We start from the raw sequence: 16492 nt of genomic DNA, 5'->3' as shown, positions 1-16492 counted from the left end.
CCGCGCCGGGGGCCGGGCATCGCCCGGGGCCCCCGGCGGGTCAGCGACTCAGGAGGTGCCGGAGATGTACCACCAGCCGGTCAACGACGAGGCGGGCACGTCCGGGCCGACGTTGCCCTTGCCCCAGAAGTAGTCGTCGAAGTTGACCAGACCGCCCGGCCCGACCGGGCCCATTGTCGCCCACACCACCGACGGGGGCTGGTCGTCGATGGAAGCCTGCGCCCACGCCTTCCGCACCGGCATCGGGTTGTTCCACCAGAGGAACGGCGAACGCAGCATGTAGTTGGCGAACGTTCCGCCGTGGCTGGCGCTGTGGTACGACACGGTGTGGAAGCTGTTGAGCTGGTGCAGGCCGTCGAAGGCGCCACCCCAGCGCTGCCACCACCGCTGCCCGCCGGAGTCGTTGGCGAGCACCAGGCAGGTGAACAGGCTCATCCACTCGACATCCCCGTTACCCCAGCGGGCCTCGGTGTTCGCCAGGAACGTGTCGTCCTTGCTGCTGCAACCGGAGAAGCTGAACCCGGTGGGCGCTCCGTGACCCTGCCAGTAGGTCATGTCGACGTGGTCGGTCCAGTTGCTGTCGGTGCCACCGAACTTCGGGTCCTTGAAGTCCCGCTCCCAGGCGTTGCCGTTCAGCCAGCTGAACTCGACCGGAATGCCGCGCGAGCTGAACTGGCCGTTGAACGAGGCGAGGTTGGTGCCGGTCCACGGCAGACCGGAGCACGGGCCGGTGCCCTCGCTGCCCACGTCGACGACACCCAGAGACTGCACGCCCGGTGCCGCGAACGCCGTCGCCGGTCGCCGCGGCGGCACCGGCACCGGATCGATCTCGGGCAACTCGGCGTCCACGGCTGCCGGAACGAAGATGATCTGCGCCGCCGAACCGTCGGCGTTGACCCCCGAGCAACGGAAGCTCGGCTCGATGCGATCCAGCTTCGCGTCCAGGGCAGGTGCCGCGTACGCGTAGTCGGCCTGCCGGATCCGTACGGCGCCCTGCATGGCCTTGGCGCACCGCTCCCGACCGGCCTCGGGGTCAAGGACCCGCACCGGCTCGCCCTTCTCCAGCAGCCGCGTGCTGTACGACAACTGGGTGACCTCGCCGTCCGGGCCGAAGCCGACCCGGATCTTCGCGCCCGGTCCCTCGTACGGCAGCCCGTCCAGGCTGAACGAGAACGACACGGTGGTGTCCAGCGCCGCCGACGCCGTCGGCTTGCCCTTGGCGTCGACCATCTCCAGGCTGGTGTGGCCGACGGTGGGCCGGGCCTGATCCGGGTAGAGACCGACACGGGCCAGCGCCTCGCGGGTCAGGCCCAGCGCCTTCTCGGCGTCGATCGGACGCAGCCGAGCCAACGCCGCCTTGTCCAGGACGCTGCCGACCGTCGGGTTGCCGTCCTCGTCCTTACCCGTGTCGCCGACCGAGATCGACGGGATGTCGAGGAAGCCCTTCTCGTCCGCGAACCGCACGCTGCCATCCTCGGAGCGGGACAGGCGCTTGATGCCGAACGCCTCACCCAGCTCGGCGGCCTCGGCTTCACTGATGCCCGTGGCGCGGACCTGGTAGGTCGGCAGTTCGTCGCTCGCGGCGGCGGAGACCGGCGCGCCGGACGCCGCGAGGGTTGCGGCTCCGGTCGTGCCGGCAAGGGCCAGACCGAAGCCGAGCCGCCACCACCGGCTGCGAGAACGTTGATGTGACATGAGAACCTCCCGTACGACGAAGGCGCGCGAACCGCGCCACCACCAAGACGACGGAGGTCGCCACCCGATACAGGGTCGGCATGTCAGCTACCTGACTGGTGGTCTCCTCAGCCCGGTCCCCCGCTGTCCGCTGCGCAGCCATGCGTCAAACGGCCGGTCTGCCCCCGCGATTATCGACGGCATCTCATTTCGTTCGATTGTCCGCGATAACCAACGCGTTCATTTGGAGACGAATCGCCCCAGTCTCACCATCCGCCGGTTTCCAGTGCCGGTCACCCGAATCGGTGAACCTAAGCGATCCTGGTCGCCTTGACGGGCCTGCGACACCTTTCCGATAGACCGACCGCAATTGATTCGTTACGGAGATAAGGTGAGCCAGAACGGCGCGCAAGTGATCAAGAATCCGAGGAGGCTGCGTGGCAAGGCGGGCTACCGATGGAGGAAGATCAAACTCCTACACCCGCGCCAGCTTGGCCAGAGAACTCAGCCTGCTCCTGCAACGCCTGAGGCGGCGCGAAGGATCGGTGGCTGTTGGCTCGATAGCGGCGATGATCAAGGTCTCCCAGGCGACCCTCTACAACTACCTGAACGGCACCACGCTGCCGCCCGTGGATACGCTCGACGACCTCCTCTCCGTTCTTCAGGCCACTCCGACGGAGCGAAAAGAGCTTCAGGAACTGCGAGACGACCTGGCCGTACGGCGAGACCTCCGGCGTGGCCCGGGGCAGCCGGTGATCGAAGTCGCGCATGGCGACGAGGTCGAGATCGCGAACATCGAAGGCACCCACGAGGTGAGCCCCGAGGACTACAACCTTGCCGGACCATTCGAGATCATCGAGCTCGATGAGCATATCGACGTGGACGAGCTCAGGAACACGTCCCGAGTGCTTTTTCGACGAACCATCCGCGCCACCGCACCCGGGCTGCGCCGCTTCCTGTACGCATTTGAGTGTCCGCCCGACTCAGGCCTGCGTCGTGTCGTCGTGGATCCGCGAGGCACCGTTCGAGTTCCCCGAGTGATCCAAGTGGGAGAAGGCTCGTACGTCTTCCATCTCGAATTCGCCGACGCACTCACCGTCGACGAGGCGCACTCCTTCGAGTTCGCGATCACCACCGTCGAGAATCGAAACCGTGAGCCACGAGGCATCTACGGCAAACGCCAGTTCGTCACGACACGTGTCGTCCGCCTCTCCGTTGGGTTCTCACCCAAGGCACACCCACACCGCGTGCGATGGTTTGCGGCGCCGTTCCCGATAGGCCATTTTCCCGACGGGTACTCCTTTCCGGAAGGCAATGTCCTACCGCAGGGCGAGGACGGCAGGTACAGCAACACGTTCGATCAGGACGCGCTGGCCCCAGAACGCATAGTCGGATTGGTATGGGACTACGAGTAGGACGATCCTTGAGCAAGAAGACAGGCTCGGCGTCGCCGGCCGCGTCCAATCGGGACAGCGATCACCATTACGGAGAGTAGTCGCAGACGCGGGCTGCTCTCGCGGTTCTTCCAACGTTTTCCAGGATCACGCCGGGCCCCCGACCTCAGCCGCTTCAATGTCTCAAAGGCCAGACGAGCCTCGAGGTTGATGGAGGACAAGTGGGAAGCGCATTCGAACCGATCAGGACCGCAACTGCGGTGATGTCGCCTGTACGGCGACTCGGCGTCGTCGCCGCTCTGGCGGCGGCGGGGATCGCGGCGACACTAACGGGTGTATCACCCGCGCAGGCCGCCCCGGTCGCCAGTTCCTGCCTGACAGGGTTGGACGGGCCGCGCGGCTCCTTCGTCATCTGCACGAAGGGTAACGGAGCCTACCGCTCCTGGACGCAGTGCCGGGGAGGAATCTGGCCCCACAACTGGTACATGCGGTACGGCAACTGGCAGACGCCGAGCAGCGGGAACAAGTCCATCTCCGCGTGCCACTGGGGCGACACCCGCCACTCGTACGGCATGGAGCTTTCCTAGTCCGCCACGACAGTCACGCCGACCACGTTCAGACTCGAACGCTGCTCAAGAAGGGAGGCCATGATGCTTCGTCCATCTGTAACCGGACCCCAGCGGATCACCGCACTGCTGGCTGGGCTGCTTGTCACCGCAATCGGCCTGACCACTGCCGCGGTGCCGGCCAGCGCTGCGACCGTCTACAACCGCTTCGAGCGCACCTGCACCATCGGGAACCAGAACTGCAGCAAGTTCGTCCAGACCAATCCTCCGTACCGCTCCGCCTTCGGTAGCGACTGTGTGACGAAGCGGGTTTTCGGCGCCGACAGCAAGTACCACCTTCCAGCCGGCCAGAAGTGCACTCCGTAGCACTCCAACGTCTTCCGGCCCCGGCGTCAGGCGCGCTGCGGACGTAGGACGGCCACCGCGTGATCACCAATGGTTGACAAGGACAGCCGAAGATCGCGCGGTGGCCGCGTGCCACACCCACGCTGGAGTTGACTACTGGCCCGCCGGGTCGCCGAAACCCAAGCCGAACGACTCCGTGCCGAACAACACCAGCAGGCAGCAACCGCGGCCAAGACCCCAGACAAGGCCAGCCACCTCACACAAACGGTGCGGGCAAGTGTTGACCTTGCCGCGCACCGTTGGGATTTGGTTCGTGTCCGAGGGGGGACTTGAACCCCCACGCCCTATACGGGCACTAGCACCTCAAGCTAGCGCGTCTGCCATTCCGCCACCCGGACCTGCTCTGTCCAGCCTACCCTGCCGGCCTCGGTGGTCCACCATCCGAAGGCCGCCCAGCGGGCCGCACGGGGAGTTACTGTACACGCCGCAGATGGATCATGCACATCGGCATCCGCCGCCCGCCCAGGCCGGACGGGCCGGGGTCCGGGACGCGTGCGTACCGGGCCCGCGGGTCGGGTAGCGGTGCAGCGGCGGCACCCGGCAGCATGGGCCACGTGCCCCATGCCTCTCCCCTGGCCGTCGCCCAGCAGCGTGCCCTCGCACTGCGTGGGGCGGGCAACCTTGCCGCCGCCCGTGAGCTGCTGAGTGACGCGTTCGAGTCTGCTCGGCCGCCGTTCGGCAAGGATCATCCGGATGTCCTGAGCACCGCGCACCTGCTGGCTCGGCTGCACCGGGAGGCGGACGAGCCGAGTGCCGCCCGCCGGGTGCTGGAGGAGGCGTTCGCCGCCGGGGAGCGCCGGTGGCCGCTGTCGGACCCGCTCATGCTGGCCTTGTCGTACGAGCTGGGATCCGTCGCGGACGAGCTGGGCAACCGCCACGAGGCCCGCCGGAACTACATGCGCGTCGCGACCGCCGGCCCCGCCGTGCTCGGTGTGGATCATCCCGCGGTACGCGCAGCACGCGAGTATCTCGGCGACGCCGCACCCGCCCTCCAGCCGGCGGCTCCCCCGGCCGGTCAACCGACTCCGGTCGATCAGTCGCCGCATGGAGCACTTGCCGAGCCGACGGTGTCGCTGGCCGTTCTGTCGACCGCCTGGCAGCCGCACGACGCGTCAATCGCCACCGCGCCACTACGCCCGGTGGCCCCCGCTGCGCCGGCCACCCCGGCCGTCCCCTCTGCGCCCGACCTGCCGCCTCCCGTCCCGATCGCCCCACCGGTACCGCCGACCCCTGGCCCAGCGCTGTCCGCGCCGTCGGCTCCTGGCCCCGTACCGACGGCACCGCCGATTCCCGGCCCGGCGGCATCGGTGCCGCCTGCTCCGGTGGTACCTGCGCCCAGGGCCGCCCTCCACGACCAGGCCACCCGCCCGGGTGAGCCAGGTCTGGCGCTGCCGCCCGAGGCGACGTCGCCCAGAGCGACGGCAACGGGAGCATCGTCGCCAACGGAGACCTCGCCGGAGATGGTCGACGCGACGGAGGTGCTGGGCCTGACGGCACCTGCGCCGGCCACCGAGCCGGCGGAGCCGGAGGACGGCCAGCTGGCCGCGCCATCCCAGCCGCAATGGGCAAATCCGACGATTCCGGTCCAGCAGATCGGGCCGCTGTTGGCGGAGGAGGCGACTCGCCTCGGCTCCCGGGCGCAGGCTACGACGCCGCCCGACGACACAGCGCCGCCCGTCAGCGGACCACCACACGGCACCCTCCCGGTCAGCGGACCCCCGCACAGCGCAGCCCCGATCAGCGGACCACCACACGGCACAGCCCCGGTCAGCGCACCCCCCGGCACGCTCCCCGTCAGCGGGCCACCGCAGAGCGCACCCCAGGCCAACGAACCCCGGCACAGCGCGCCCCCACTCGGCGGAGCACCGACCAGTGCGCCATCCTCCGTACCGGGTGATGATCTGTCCCGGCCGCAGGCGCACCAGGTGCCGGGGTTCGGCGACGCGAGGCAGGCCGCGCCGGTGAGCCCCGCGGCGCACGAGTTGACCGCGCCGCTGCCCCAGCCCGGACCGACAAGTGGGCCGCCGGGCAGGGTGCCGTTCCCGCGCGCAGCCGCCGGCACCCTGCCCGGCCCTGCCGCAGAGACACCGGCGTACCGTCCGACCGGTGGGCCGCCGCACCACCTGCCGGCTGGCGACCCACCCGCCAGTTCGGGTGGTTACGGCAGCGCGGGCGGGCCGCAGCAACACGGTGGTTTCGGTGCCGAGCATCCGCAGCGGTCAGCCCAGCAGATCCCGCCCTCTCCGCCGACCTACTCACCGCCTCCGCAACCGACGACGCCGCAGGCTCATCCATCGCCCGCACCACCAGCGACACCGCAGGCTTTCCCACCGCCCGCACCACCGGCGACACCGCACGCCTACCCGCTGCCGACGCAACCGGCGGCACCGCAGGCATACTCACCGCCCGGTGGGCCGGCGTACCCGCCAGTCGGGTGGGGGCAGCAACCGCCCGGCCAGCCGCCGGCGGGGATGCCGGCGCGATCGGGGGTCACGCCGCCGCACCAAAATCCCATGATGACGCCGGCACCCGGCCGGAGTCGGGTCGTGGTGGTGGTGGCCGTGGTCGCGGTGGTGGTCGCTCTCGCGGCGATGCTCGGGGTCGGGCTGTTGCTCCTCGACCGGCGGTCCGCCGCGTCGCCGACGGTGCCCGACTCGTCGGCGAGGCCGCAGGGCGGTGCGCCGCCTGCGGATCTCGCGTTGCGCGACGACCGGAGCACGATCACCCTGACCTGGGTCGATCCGGCGGACGGGCTGGTGCCGTTCATGGTGGCCGGTGGGCGAGCCGGTCAGGCGCTGGGCGTGATGGCCACCGTGGGGCCCGGGGAGACCAGGTACACGGTCAACGGGCTGAACTCCCAGGTGGACTACTGCTTCACCGTGCTCGCCGTCTACGGCACCGACCAGTTCGCCACCTCCAGCCAGGTGTGTACCAGCCGGGAGGACGGCGAGCCGACGAACTGACCGGTACGCCGTCGCAGCTCGACAGTGGTCCGAGGACACGCCGACGACACGCCACGCAGGGTGTCCACAGGCGGACAATGCGGGTTCCCGGCGTCCGTAGCGTGACCATATGATGGCTCCCGGCTCAGGGGAGGGGTTGCCGTACGGGGGCGCCACCTGCCAGGACGACACGGGAGGCGCCAACTGTGGCGAGCATGGACGAGGTCGTTCCGACCCGCACGACCCGGTCCCGGTCCCGGCTGCGGGGTGGTCTGGTCACCGTGGCGACGGTGCTGGCGCTGCTGGCGGCGATGGGTCTGACCGTGCTCGGTCTCGGCTCGGCGGACAACGCGGTGGCCAGTTACGACGCGAGTTCCTGGCTGTGGAGCGCGGCGCGCAGCGAACTGGCCCGGGTCAACGGAGTGACCGCCCGGGTGGACACCCGGGTGGAGGTGCCCGCGGCGCGGCGGCATCCGATGCAGGTGGTGCAGACGGATCGGATGTTGGTGCTGCGCGACCTGCACAGTGGCCAGATCAGCGCGCTTGACCTGGCCACGCTTCAGATCACCGCGACCACGCCGACCACGCCCGGGTTGGGTGTCAGTGTGGCGCTGCACGAGGATGCCGCGTTCGTGGTGGACGCGGTGCAGGGTGTGGTGCGGCAGTTGGATCCCCGGTCGCTGACGCCGGTGGGTGAGCCGGTGCGGTACCCGCCGGGGATCACCGGTGGCACGTTCGACGGCGAGGGTCGGTTGTGGATCGCGGTGCCGGCCGAGGGCACGGTGTCGGCGATCACCGCCGCCCGGCTGCCGGCGTCGGGGGCACCGGATGCGCCGGTGTCGCCGCAGCAGGTCGAGACCCATGACGTGGCCGAGCCCAGCCACGAGTTGATGGTGTCCACGCTTGATGACGGTGTGGCGGTGCTGGACCGTACGGCCGGGGCGCTGGTGACGGTGGTGCGGGGCGAGACCCGTCGTACGGTGCTGGGTGAGCAGTTGACCGGGCCGGGCACGGTGCCGGCGCGTACCAGCGGGCCGGTGGTGCCGGTGACGGTGGCCGGGCAGCGGCAGGTGCACGCGGTCGCCGACGGCGAGGTGCGGTCGTTCACGGTGCCGGGTGAGGGTGACCGGCTGGGTGCTGCGGTGGCCTGGGCGGGTCGGATCTACTGTGCCGACGACGCGGCGGGTGTGGTGTACGCGTTCGACGCGGCGGGCCAGTTGGTGGACACCATCCGGGGCCGCTGGGGCGGGCCGCTGGAGTTGGAGGTGCGGGAGAACCACCTGTTCATCAACGCACCGAACGCGGCGACCGCCCGGGTCGTCAACGATCGGCACGAGGTACGTGAGGTCGACAAGTACGCCAACGACGTGCTCGGTGGTGATCCGCCGGAGGAGCCGCCACCGCCGCCGCCTCCCCCGCCGCGCAAGCCGCAGGTGAGCAAGCCGGGCGCGCCGCGCAGTGTGACCGCGTCGGCAGGTGACGCGCAGGCGCGGGTCAGTTGGCGGCCGGCGGCGGCCAACGGCGCGGAGATCGTCCGCTACGTGGTGGAGGGTGCCGGGCAGCGCCTGGAGGTGGGGGCGAACCAGCGGTCGGTGCAGGTCGAGGAGTTGACCAACGGGGAGACGTACACCTTCTCCGTGCACGCGGTGAACGCCAAGGGCGCGGGACCGGCCCGTAAGAGCAACCCGGTGACCCCGACGGCGGAGGTGCCGGACGCGCCGGCCAGCGTCTCGGCGCAGGCCCGGCCGGACGGCACGGTGGTGGTGACCTGGCCGGAGGCGAACGGGCAGGGCAACAAGATCGCCCGGTACGCGGTGACGGCCACGTCGGCGGGGACGAACGCCCCGGCCGGCGAGTCGGAGGGCACCGAGTTCGTGATCGCCGCCGGTGAGTTGGAGTACGGCACGCAGTACGCGTTCACGGTGGTGGCGGTCAACGACAAGGGTGCGGCGTCGGAGTCGTCGCCGGTCAGCGACACGGTGGTGCCGTTCACGGTGCCCGGTGCGCCCGCGGAGTTGACCGCGGGCACGGTGGCGGATCGGCCGGGCACGGTGTCGGTGCAGTGGGCCCCGGCCGAGGCCAACGGCCGCCCGGTCACCGGGTACGTGGTGGAGGTGGGCGAACGGCGCAGCGAGGTGACCGACACCCGCACGGCGGTGGGTGGCCTGGGTGACGGGCAGAACGTGACGGTGCGGGTCCGGGCGGTCAACGAGGCCGGTGCGGGTCCGGAGGCGACGACGACGGCGCGGACGGTGGCGCCGCCCCGGGTGACGGTGACCGGTTCGTCGGCGACCGCGACGTCGGCGACTGTGGCGTTCACCGTGGATGCCGGCGGTGGGCAGGCGACGTGCACGCTGGCCCGGTCGGGTCAGCCGGCCACCAGCGGCCCGTGCTCCAGCATCACCATGGGTGGGTTGACGCCGGGCACCGGTTACACGTTCACGGTGACGGCCACCAACGCCGCCGGTTCGGGTACGGCGACCCGGGCCCAGGAGACCGATGCGCTCTACGGCATCGCCACCTGTGTCAACGGCGACGAGCCGGAGCAGCGCACCTACTGCGACCGGGACCGCGACGGCCGCAACGGCAACGAGATCTTCTCGGTGCCCCGGCAGGACAACGACCGGCAGGTCGGCTGGGCCAGACCCGGCACCCGGCTGAAGGCGCTGTGCAAGGTCCGCGGCGAGGAGGTGTACGCGTACGTCTACAACAACGACAAGCGCAGCACCTGGTGGGTGCGGGTCGAGTACAGCGGGCGCAACTACATCCCGTGGGTCTGGTTGAACCTGGAGGACGGCGACAACATCAACGTTCTGCCCACCTGCTGATCCACCCCAGGCAAGGAGCACCACCGTGAACAGCCAGGAACCCCTCAACCACCAGGAGGTGCAGGGCTTCGCCGCCCTGGCCGCCCGGCTGGCGGAGAACGTCAACGCGGTGGTGCTCGGTAAGCCGCAGGTGGTCCGGCTGGCGTTGACGGCGCTGTTCGCCCAGGGGCATGTGCTGCTCGAAGACGTGCCCGGGGTGGGTAAGACGACCCTCGCGCGGGCGATCGCGGCGACCGTGAAGGGGCAGTGGCGGCGCATCCAGTTCACGCCGGACCTGCTGCCGTCGGACGTGTCCGGGGTGACCATCTTCAACCAGGCCACCCGGGGCTTCGAGTTCCATCCGGGTCCGGTGTTCGCCAACATCGTCATCGCCGACGAGATCAACCGGGCGTCGCCGAAGACGCAGTCGGCGCTGCTGGAGGTGATGGAGGAGCGCACGGTCACCGTGGACGGCGTACGCCATCCGGTGCCGCAGCCGTTCCTGGTGGTGGCGACGCAGAACCCGGTGGAGATGGACGGCACCTACCGGCTGCCGGAGGCGCAGCTGGACCGGTTCCTGGTCAAGCTCTCCGTCGGCTACCCCGACGAGTCGGTGGAGGTGGAGGTGCTGCGCGGGGCGACGGTCCGCTCCCCCGAGGCGCTGGCCGCGATCACCGACACCACCACGATCGGGGAGATGGTCCGGATGGCCCGCCGGGTGCACATCGCCGAGCCGCTGTACACGTACGCGGTGCGGCTGGCCGCGGCGACCCGTACCCATCCGCAGGTGCGGGTCGGGGTGAGCCCGCGCGGGGTGATCGCGTTGACCCGGGCGGCGTGCGCGTACGCGCTCATCGACGGCCGGGGTTGGATCATGCCGGAGGATCTCAAGACGCTCGCCGAGCCGGTCTTCGCCCACCGGCTGCTGCTCACTCCGGACGCGCAGGTGCGTGGCGTGACCGCCGGTGACGTGTTGCGCCAGGCCGTCGCGTCGGTGCCGGTGCCGTTGCCGTCGGGGCAGCCGGCGCCGGCGCAGCCCTGATCGCGAGGAGCGGCGTGGGGATCACCGCCCGGGGTATCGGTCTGCTCGTCGCCGGGGTGCTGCTGCTCGGCACCGGCTTCCGGTTCGGGTACCCGGAATTGACGGTGCTCGGTGCGGCGGCCGGCGTCGCGGTCGCGGTCGCGGTGTTGAGCGCGGCGTGGCGGCCCAGGTTGCAGGTACGCCGGCAGGCGGATCCGGACCGGGTGGCGCGGGGTGAGCCGGCGGCGATGACGTTGACCGTACGCAACATGGGTCGGTTGCGGTCGGCGAGTCTGCTCGCCGCCGACCGGTGCGGCGACCAGGTGGTGCCGGTGCCGGTGCTGCGGCTGCGCCCGGGGGCCGACACCACCGTCCGCTACGAGGTGCCGACCGCCCGCCGGGGCGTGGTGCCGGTGGGTCCGCTGCGGGTGACCCGCCGCGATCCCCTCGGCCTGGTCGTGGTGGCGCGCAGCTACGGCGACAGCGTGCCGGTGTGGGTGCACCCGAAGATCCATCCGTTGCGCGCGGTGCCCACCGGCGCGGGCCGCAGTCTCGACGGCCGGGTCGACTCCGTACCGCACGGTTCGATCACCTTCGACTCTTTGCGGGAGTACGTCGTCGGTGACGAGTTGCGGCGGGTGCACTGGCGTACCAGTGCCCGGATCGGTGAGCTGATGGTGCGGGAGAACGTGGACACCAGCCTGCCCCGGATCGTGGTGCTGCTGGACAACCGGCTGGCGGCGCATCCGCAGCGGGTACGCCTGGTGGCCGAGTCGTTCGAGTCGGCATGTGAGGCGGCGGCCTCGGTGGTCACCGCGGCGGTACGCGAGGACCTGCCCGTGACGCTGCTCTTCGTCGCCGCGCCGGACGACCTCGCCGGGGCGAGCACCGCAGCGGACGGGCCCGGCGACGGTGGACCGACCGTGCCGTTGGACCGGTTGGCGGCGGTGTCGCTGTCGTACGAGGGGACGCTGGAGGCTGCGGCGGCACGGCTGCGCCGCGACCGCCTCGGCGACACCCTGGTCGTACTCACCGGGCCCGGTGGGCGCGACGACCTGGGGCACGTCGGTGCGCTGCGCGGGGCGTACCCCTCGGTGGTGGTCGGAGTTTTCGGCGCGGCGGAACCGACACCGCCGGGTACCGGCGGCCTGCTCGTGGTGGACGCGGCCGACGGGGCCGGGTTCGCCGCCGAGTGGGACGGGGTGCGCCGGTGGTGAGGCTGCTGCGGGCGGTGCCGGTGCCGGCGGCGCTGGTCGGCATGGTCGTCCTGGCCGGGGTGACGCTGGACCGGGTGTACGCGGGATCGCTGCTGACCGCGCTGGTGGCCGGCGCGGCCCTCGGGTCGGTGCTGGTCAGCGTCGCGGCGCGGCGGCTGCCGTCGTGGCTGGTCGCGCCGGTGTCGGTGCTGGTGATGGCCGGTTGGACGGCGTGGTGCCTGCGGCTGACCGCCGATCGGGCCGGTCTGCCGGGCGGGTTCGCCCAGGTGGCCGCCGACGCCGCCGGTAACGGCATTCCCCGGCTGCTGACCGCGATGATCCCGGTGGAACCGACCCCGGACACGGTTCTGGTGCCGCTGGTGGGTGCCTGGCTGGCCGGGCTGGCCGGCGCGGAGGTGGCCCTGCGCGCCGGGCGGGTGCTGCTGGGTTACCTCCCACCGGTGCTGCTCCACATCGGCGCGGTGTACGTCGTCGGGCCCAACGCCGAACCGGCGATCGGCCCGACCGTGGCGCTGGTGGTGCTGGCCGGGCTGGGCCTGGCCGCCTCGGCCCGGCGCGGCGACGACCCGCTCGACACGCTGGCCCCGGCGGTGCGCTCGCGGGTACGGGCCCGGCTGGCGGTGGCCTCGGCCGCCGGTACGGCGGTGGTGGTCGCGGCGGCGACGCTGCTCGGCCCGGCGGTGGCCGCACTGGTGGAGGTACGACCGGTGGACCCGCGCCGCTACGTCGAGCCGCCGCAGGTCGAGACGCTGGACGAGAACCCGCTGATCCGGATCTCCGGCTGGGCGCTGCGCCCCGACCAGCAACTGTTCCAGGTGCGCACCGAAGCCGGCGGTGGCAACCGGATCCGGCTGGCCGTGCTCAGCGACTACGACGGGGTGACCTGGCGGGTCGGTGCCACCTACCGCAACGCCGGCCGGATCCTGCCGACCGTCCAGCCGGCGACGTACGCCACCGTGGAGACGGTCCGGCAGGAGATCACCGTCGACGAGCTGAGTGGCCGGTTGTTGCCGGCGGTGGCCACGCCACGCGAGGTCACCGGCGCGCGGGTGGCCTACGACCCGGGCACCGGCACCCTGATCCGGCCCGACGGGCTCAGTCCGGGGCTACGCTACACGGTGATCTCCGCTCGGGAACGTCCGGACGCGAACCTGCTGGCCACCGCGAACACCCCGGTCGGGGACGAGGTGGCCCGGGTACTGCACGTGCCGGACGGCGCACCCGACCAGTTGCGCCGGCTCGCCGCCCAGCTGGCCGAGGAGAACGGCGCCCCGTACGCCCGGGCGGCGGCGATCGAGCAGTGGCTGGCCGAGCACTACCGGCTGGTCGCCGACGCACCAAGTGGCCACGCGTACCCGAATCTGGCGTTCTTCCTGTTCGGGCCGCGTAACGGTGGCGGGCAGCGGGGCACCTCCGAACAGTTCGCGGCCTCGTTCGCGGTGCTGGGCCGGTTGGCCGGGTTGCCGACGCGGGTGGTGGTCGGGTTCGCCGCGCCGGGCGACGGACCGGTGCGGGCCGGTGACGCGTACGCCTGGCCGGAGGTGCTCTTCGACGGGGTGGGCTGGGTGCCGTTCGACCCGCTGCCCCGCCCGGACGACGAACCACGGCCGGTGGAGGAGGACTTCCGGCCGCAGCCGGAGAAGCCACCGCCGTCGGAGCAGCCGGAGCCGACCGTGGAGCCGTCCGCGTCCTCCGCGCCCCCGGCAGCTGCCGAGGGCGGTGACGATCAGGCCGGGCTGTCCACGCCGATGCTGGCCGCCGGCGCCACCGCCGGTTTCCTGCTGCTGGTTGTGGCGGCGCTGGCCACCCTGGCCGGCCTGCGCCGCGCGCTGACCCGCAACCGGCTGCACCGGGGCCCGGCCGACCTGCGGGTCGCCGGTGCCTGGCGGGAACTGACCGACGCGCTGCGGCTGGCCGGACGGCCGGTCCCCACCGACCTGTCCGCCACCGAGGTCGCCGACGCGGCTCGCCGTGCCCTGTCCGCCGCGTCGCCAGCCGCCCCGTCGGAGGTCGCCGGGTCGCCGGTCGCTGGGGCGGGACCGGCCGGGCATCAGTCGGTGGCCGCGTACCGGGCGGTGGACGATCTGGCCCGGCTGGTCAACCAGGTCGGGTTCGCCCCCGGTCAGGTGACCGACGCGCAGGCCGACGCCGCCGCCGACGCGGCCACCCGCTACACGGGCGCGCTGCGCGCCGCCCGGTCCCGGTGGCGGCGGCTGCTCTGGTCGGTGCATCCAGGGCCGCTGCGCTGGCGACGCTGAGACGACGCCGCCCGCCGGTGACGCTGAGACCGGCGTCGCCCGGCGGGGCGCTGACCGGCTGGCCGGTCACCCCTCGCTGCGGCCCGTCCGGGCTCAGCGCGACACGGGACGATCCGATCAGCCGAGGCCGAGCCGAGCGATCATCGTGGTCAGGGCGGCCGTGTCCCCAGCGGCCAGTTCGGGGGTGGGCAGCAGCGCCAGTACGGGGACGTCCACCCCGGCCTCGGCGTACCGGCGGACCTTGGCCCGGCACTGCTCGGGTGAGCCGTGCACGATCAGCGCGTCCACCACCTCGTCCGGCACAGCGGCGAGCGCGGCCCGCCGGTCACCGGCCGCCCAGGCCTCCCACATCGCCGACAGCGCCTCCTGGCGGCCGAGCCACCTGTGGAATTCCGCGTACGCGGGCACCGTCAGATAGCTGGTGATCATGCGGCGGCCCAGGGTGCGGGCGTACCCGGCGTCCTCGGTGGGGCAGACGAAGATCCGGGCGACCACCTCGAACTGCGGACGGCGTTCGCCGAGTTCGGCCACGGCACGGGGCACGTCGGTGGCGGCGAGCCAGTTCAGAATGACCCCGTCGGCTTCGGCGGCGGCCAGCCGCAGCATGCCCGGGCGCAACGCGCCCAGCAGCAACGGCGGCGGTACGGCCGGCGGACGTTGCAGGCTGAACCGCCGCACCGCGAAGGTGTCGAGCGCCCCGTCGACGGTCTCCCCCCGCAACGCCGCCCGCAGGAACCGCAGCACGTCACGGGTACGCCGGAACGGCTCGGTGAACTCGACGGCGTTCCAGTCGGACACCACCACCGGCGACGACGCGCCGATGCCCAGGGCGAACCGGCCCGGCGCGACGTCGGCGAGCGCGGCGGCGCTCATCGCCAGTAGGCCGGGCCCACGGGTGAACACCGGCGTGACCGCGGTGCCCAGCCGCAGCCCCGGCTGCCAGACGGCGGCCAGCGTCAGTGGGGTGAAGGCGTCGACGCCGTTGACCTCGGAGGACCACAGGTCGGTGAACCCGGCATCGGCAAGAGCCTCGTACACGGCGGCATGGTCGGCCAGCGCGACCCCGTCCAACGGCACCGTCATCGCCCATCGCGTCGTCATCGATCGATGGTGCCCGCCGCGCGGTCTCCCAGGCAAGATCCTGTCGGCTTCCCGGTCGGCCGGGAAGCCGCTCGCCGAATCGGCGACCCGGCCGTGACCAGCGCTAACCTTGCCGACGTGACCTTCTCACTCGTCGCCCGCTCCGCCGACGGCCACCTGCACGGTGTCGCCGTGGCCAGCCGCTTCCTGGCCGCCGGCGCGCTGGTGCCGGCGGCCGAGGCGCAGGTCGGCGCGATCGCCAGCCAGGCGCACGTGAACCTGGCCTACCGGCCGCAGGGACTCGCCCTGCTGCGTACCGGGGTGACGGCGGCGGGTGTGGTCGCTGGTCTGGTCGCCGCCGACCCGGAACGTGACCACCGCCAGGTCGGTGTGGTCGCCGCCACTGGTCCCGGTGCCACGTACACCGGGGAGCACTGCCGGGACTGGGCGGGCGGCCAGGCGGGCGACGGCTGGGCCGCGCAGGGCAACATCCTCACCGGCCCCGAGGTGATCGACGCGCTGCGCGACACCTGGCTGGCCCGTACCGACCTGCCGTTCGCGCAGCGGTTGCTCGCCGCGCTGCGCGCCGGCCAGCAGGCCGGCGGCGATCGACGTGGCCAGCAGAGCGCCGGGCTCGTCGTGGTCCGTCGCGGCGGAGGGTACGGCGGCACCGGCGACCTCATGATCGATCTTCGGGTCGACGACCACCCCGACCCGATCACCGAACTCGACCGGCTGCTGGCCGTGCACACCCTCATGTTCAGCCGCCCCGACCCGGCCACCCTGCTCGACCTGACCGGCGCGGTGGCCGCCGAGGTGGCCGGCCTGCTCACCGCCCTCGGCCACCCGGCGGACCCGGCCGATCCGCAGGACGCGCTGGTCGAGTGGGCCGGCCTGGAGAACCTGGAGGAACGGCTGGCCCCCGGCCGCATCGACCCGGTGGTGCTGGCCCGGCTGCGTGCCGCCCTCCCCCACGTACCCGTACCCCGAGGTGCGGCCTCAACGAATCGCGACCCAGCCGTCGGCGCGGGCGGAGACTTCGCGGCCCCGGTGGGCAGCGAGCCTGAGTCGGCACGGTAACGAGCCCCACTCGACGGGGCCGGTCCGCTCGACGGGGCCGGCCCGCTC

General features: G+C 72.1%; 11 protein-coding genes and 1 tRNA gene. 8 read left to right on the top strand and 4 right to left on the bottom strand.

Going from position 1 to position 16492, the window contains the following annotated elements; all coding sequences use genetic code 11:
- Positions 1 to 48: 48 nt before the first annotated feature.
- The gene (locus EG812_RS02395) at positions 49 to 1695 is read right to left on the bottom strand and encodes a DUF6345 domain-containing protein (RefSeq protein WP_126710606.1); all 1647 of its coding nucleotides are present in this window, start codon (positions 1693 to 1695) and stop codon (positions 49 to 51) included.
- Positions 1696 to 2165: 470 nt separating this feature from the next.
- Between EG812_RS02395 and EG812_RS02390 the strand changes: the two genes are divergently transcribed.
- Entirely contained in the window at positions 2166 to 3089 is a 924-nt protein-coding gene (locus EG812_RS02390) for a helix-turn-helix domain-containing protein (protein ID WP_158632478.1), read from the top strand.
- A 412-nt stretch (positions 3090 to 3501) separates the two neighbouring features.
- Here EG812_RS02390 and EG812_RS29040 read toward each other — a convergent pair whose 3' ends face one another.
- A complete protein-coding gene (locus EG812_RS29040) occupies positions 3502 to 3642 on the bottom strand; it encodes a hypothetical protein (RefSeq protein ID WP_158632477.1) in 141 nt (46 codons plus the stop codon).
- 76 nt (positions 3643 to 3718) lie between these two features.
- Here EG812_RS29040 and EG812_RS02385 point away from each other — a divergent pair, with 76 nt between their 5' ends.
- Positions 3719 to 4000, top strand: coding sequence for a hypothetical protein (locus EG812_RS02385; protein WP_126710604.1), 282 nt, complete (start codon positions 3719 to 3721; stop codon positions 3998 to 4000).
- Positions 4001 to 4293: 293 nt separating this feature from the next.
- Here EG812_RS02385 and EG812_RS02380 read toward each other — a convergent pair.
- Positions 4294 to 4377, bottom strand: a tRNA-Leu gene (locus EG812_RS02380).
- A gap of 216 nt (positions 4378 to 4593) precedes the next feature.
- Between EG812_RS02380 and EG812_RS29435 the strand changes: the two genes are divergently transcribed.
- From EG812_RS29435 to EG812_RS02350, 5 genes are all read left to right on the top strand, one after another.
- Positions 4594 to 7002: a tetratricopeptide repeat protein gene (locus tag EG812_RS29435; protein ID WP_233579342.1), complete on the top strand. Its 2409-nt coding sequence runs from the start codon at positions 4594 to 4596 to the stop codon at positions 7000 to 7002.
- Between the two features lie 194 nt (positions 7003 to 7196).
- Positions 7197 to 9809, top strand: coding sequence for a fibronectin type III domain-containing protein (locus tag EG812_RS02365; protein WP_126710603.1), 2613 nt, complete (start codon positions 7197 to 7199; stop codon positions 9807 to 9809).
- Positions 9810 to 9834: 25 nt separating this feature from the next.
- Entirely contained in the window at positions 9835 to 10830 is a 996-nt protein-coding gene (locus EG812_RS02360; RefSeq protein WP_013734760.1) for an AAA family ATPase, read from the top strand.
- 14 nt (positions 10831 to 10844) lie between these two features.
- Complete coding sequence (locus EG812_RS02355; RefSeq protein ID WP_126710602.1) at positions 10845 to 12026, top strand: DUF58 domain-containing protein; 1182 nt, start codon at positions 10845 to 10847, stop codon at positions 12024 to 12026.
- Positions 12002 to 14284, top strand: a complete 2283-nt coding sequence (locus EG812_RS02350; RefSeq protein ID WP_126710601.1) for a transglutaminase domain-containing protein — start codon at positions 12002 to 12004, stop codon at positions 14282 to 14284. The genes EG812_RS02355 and EG812_RS02350 overlap by 25 nt, the downstream gene beginning before the upstream one ends.
- 117 nt (positions 14285 to 14401) lie before the next feature.
- Here the strand turns inward: EG812_RS02350 and EG812_RS02345 are convergent, their stop codons facing one another.
- A complete protein-coding gene (locus EG812_RS02345; protein ID WP_126711077.1) occupies positions 14402 to 15367 on the bottom strand; it encodes an LLM class F420-dependent oxidoreductase in 966 nt (321 codons plus the stop codon).
- Between the two features lie 135 nt (positions 15368 to 15502).
- Between EG812_RS02345 and EG812_RS02340 the strand changes: the two genes are divergently transcribed.
- Positions 15503 to 16444 carry a DUF1028 domain-containing protein gene (locus EG812_RS02340; RefSeq protein ID WP_126710600.1) on the top strand — a complete coding sequence of 314 codons (942 nt, stop codon included), beginning with the start codon at positions 15503 to 15505 and terminating at the stop codon, positions 16442 to 16444.
- Positions 16445 to 16492: the final 48 nt, after the last annotated feature.

Source organism: Verrucosispora sp. FIM060022, assembly GCF_003977705.1.
Classification (GTDB): domain Bacteria; phylum Actinomycetota; class Actinomycetes; order Mycobacteriales; family Micromonosporaceae; genus Micromonospora; species Micromonospora gifhornensis.
Note: the sequence above shows the minus strand (reverse complement) of the source record. Positions and strands in the feature narration are given on the sequence as shown.

What these genes read in the sequence shown, in the direction of transcription:
- EG812_RS02395 (WP_126710606.1), bottom strand. Translation starts at nt 1,695, where the DNA reads ATGTCACATCAACGTTCTCGCAGCCGGTGGTGGCGGCTCGGCTTCGGT.
- EG812_RS29040 (WP_158632477.1), bottom strand. Translation starts at nt 3,642, where the DNA reads ATGCCGTACGAGTGGCGGGTGTCGCCCCAGTGGCACGCGGAGATGGAC.
- EG812_RS02385 (WP_126710604.1), top strand. Translation starts at nt 3,719, where the DNA reads ATGCTTCGTCCATCTGTAACCGGACCCCAGCGGATCACCGCACTGCTG.
- EG812_RS02365 (WP_126710603.1), top strand. Translation starts at nt 7,197, where the DNA reads ATGGACGAGGTCGTTCCGACCCGCACGACCCGGTCCCGGTCCCGGCTG.
- EG812_RS02345 (WP_126711077.1), bottom strand. Translation starts at nt 15,367, where the DNA reads ATGACGGTGCCGTTGGACGGGGTCGCGCTGGCCGACCATGCCGCCGTG.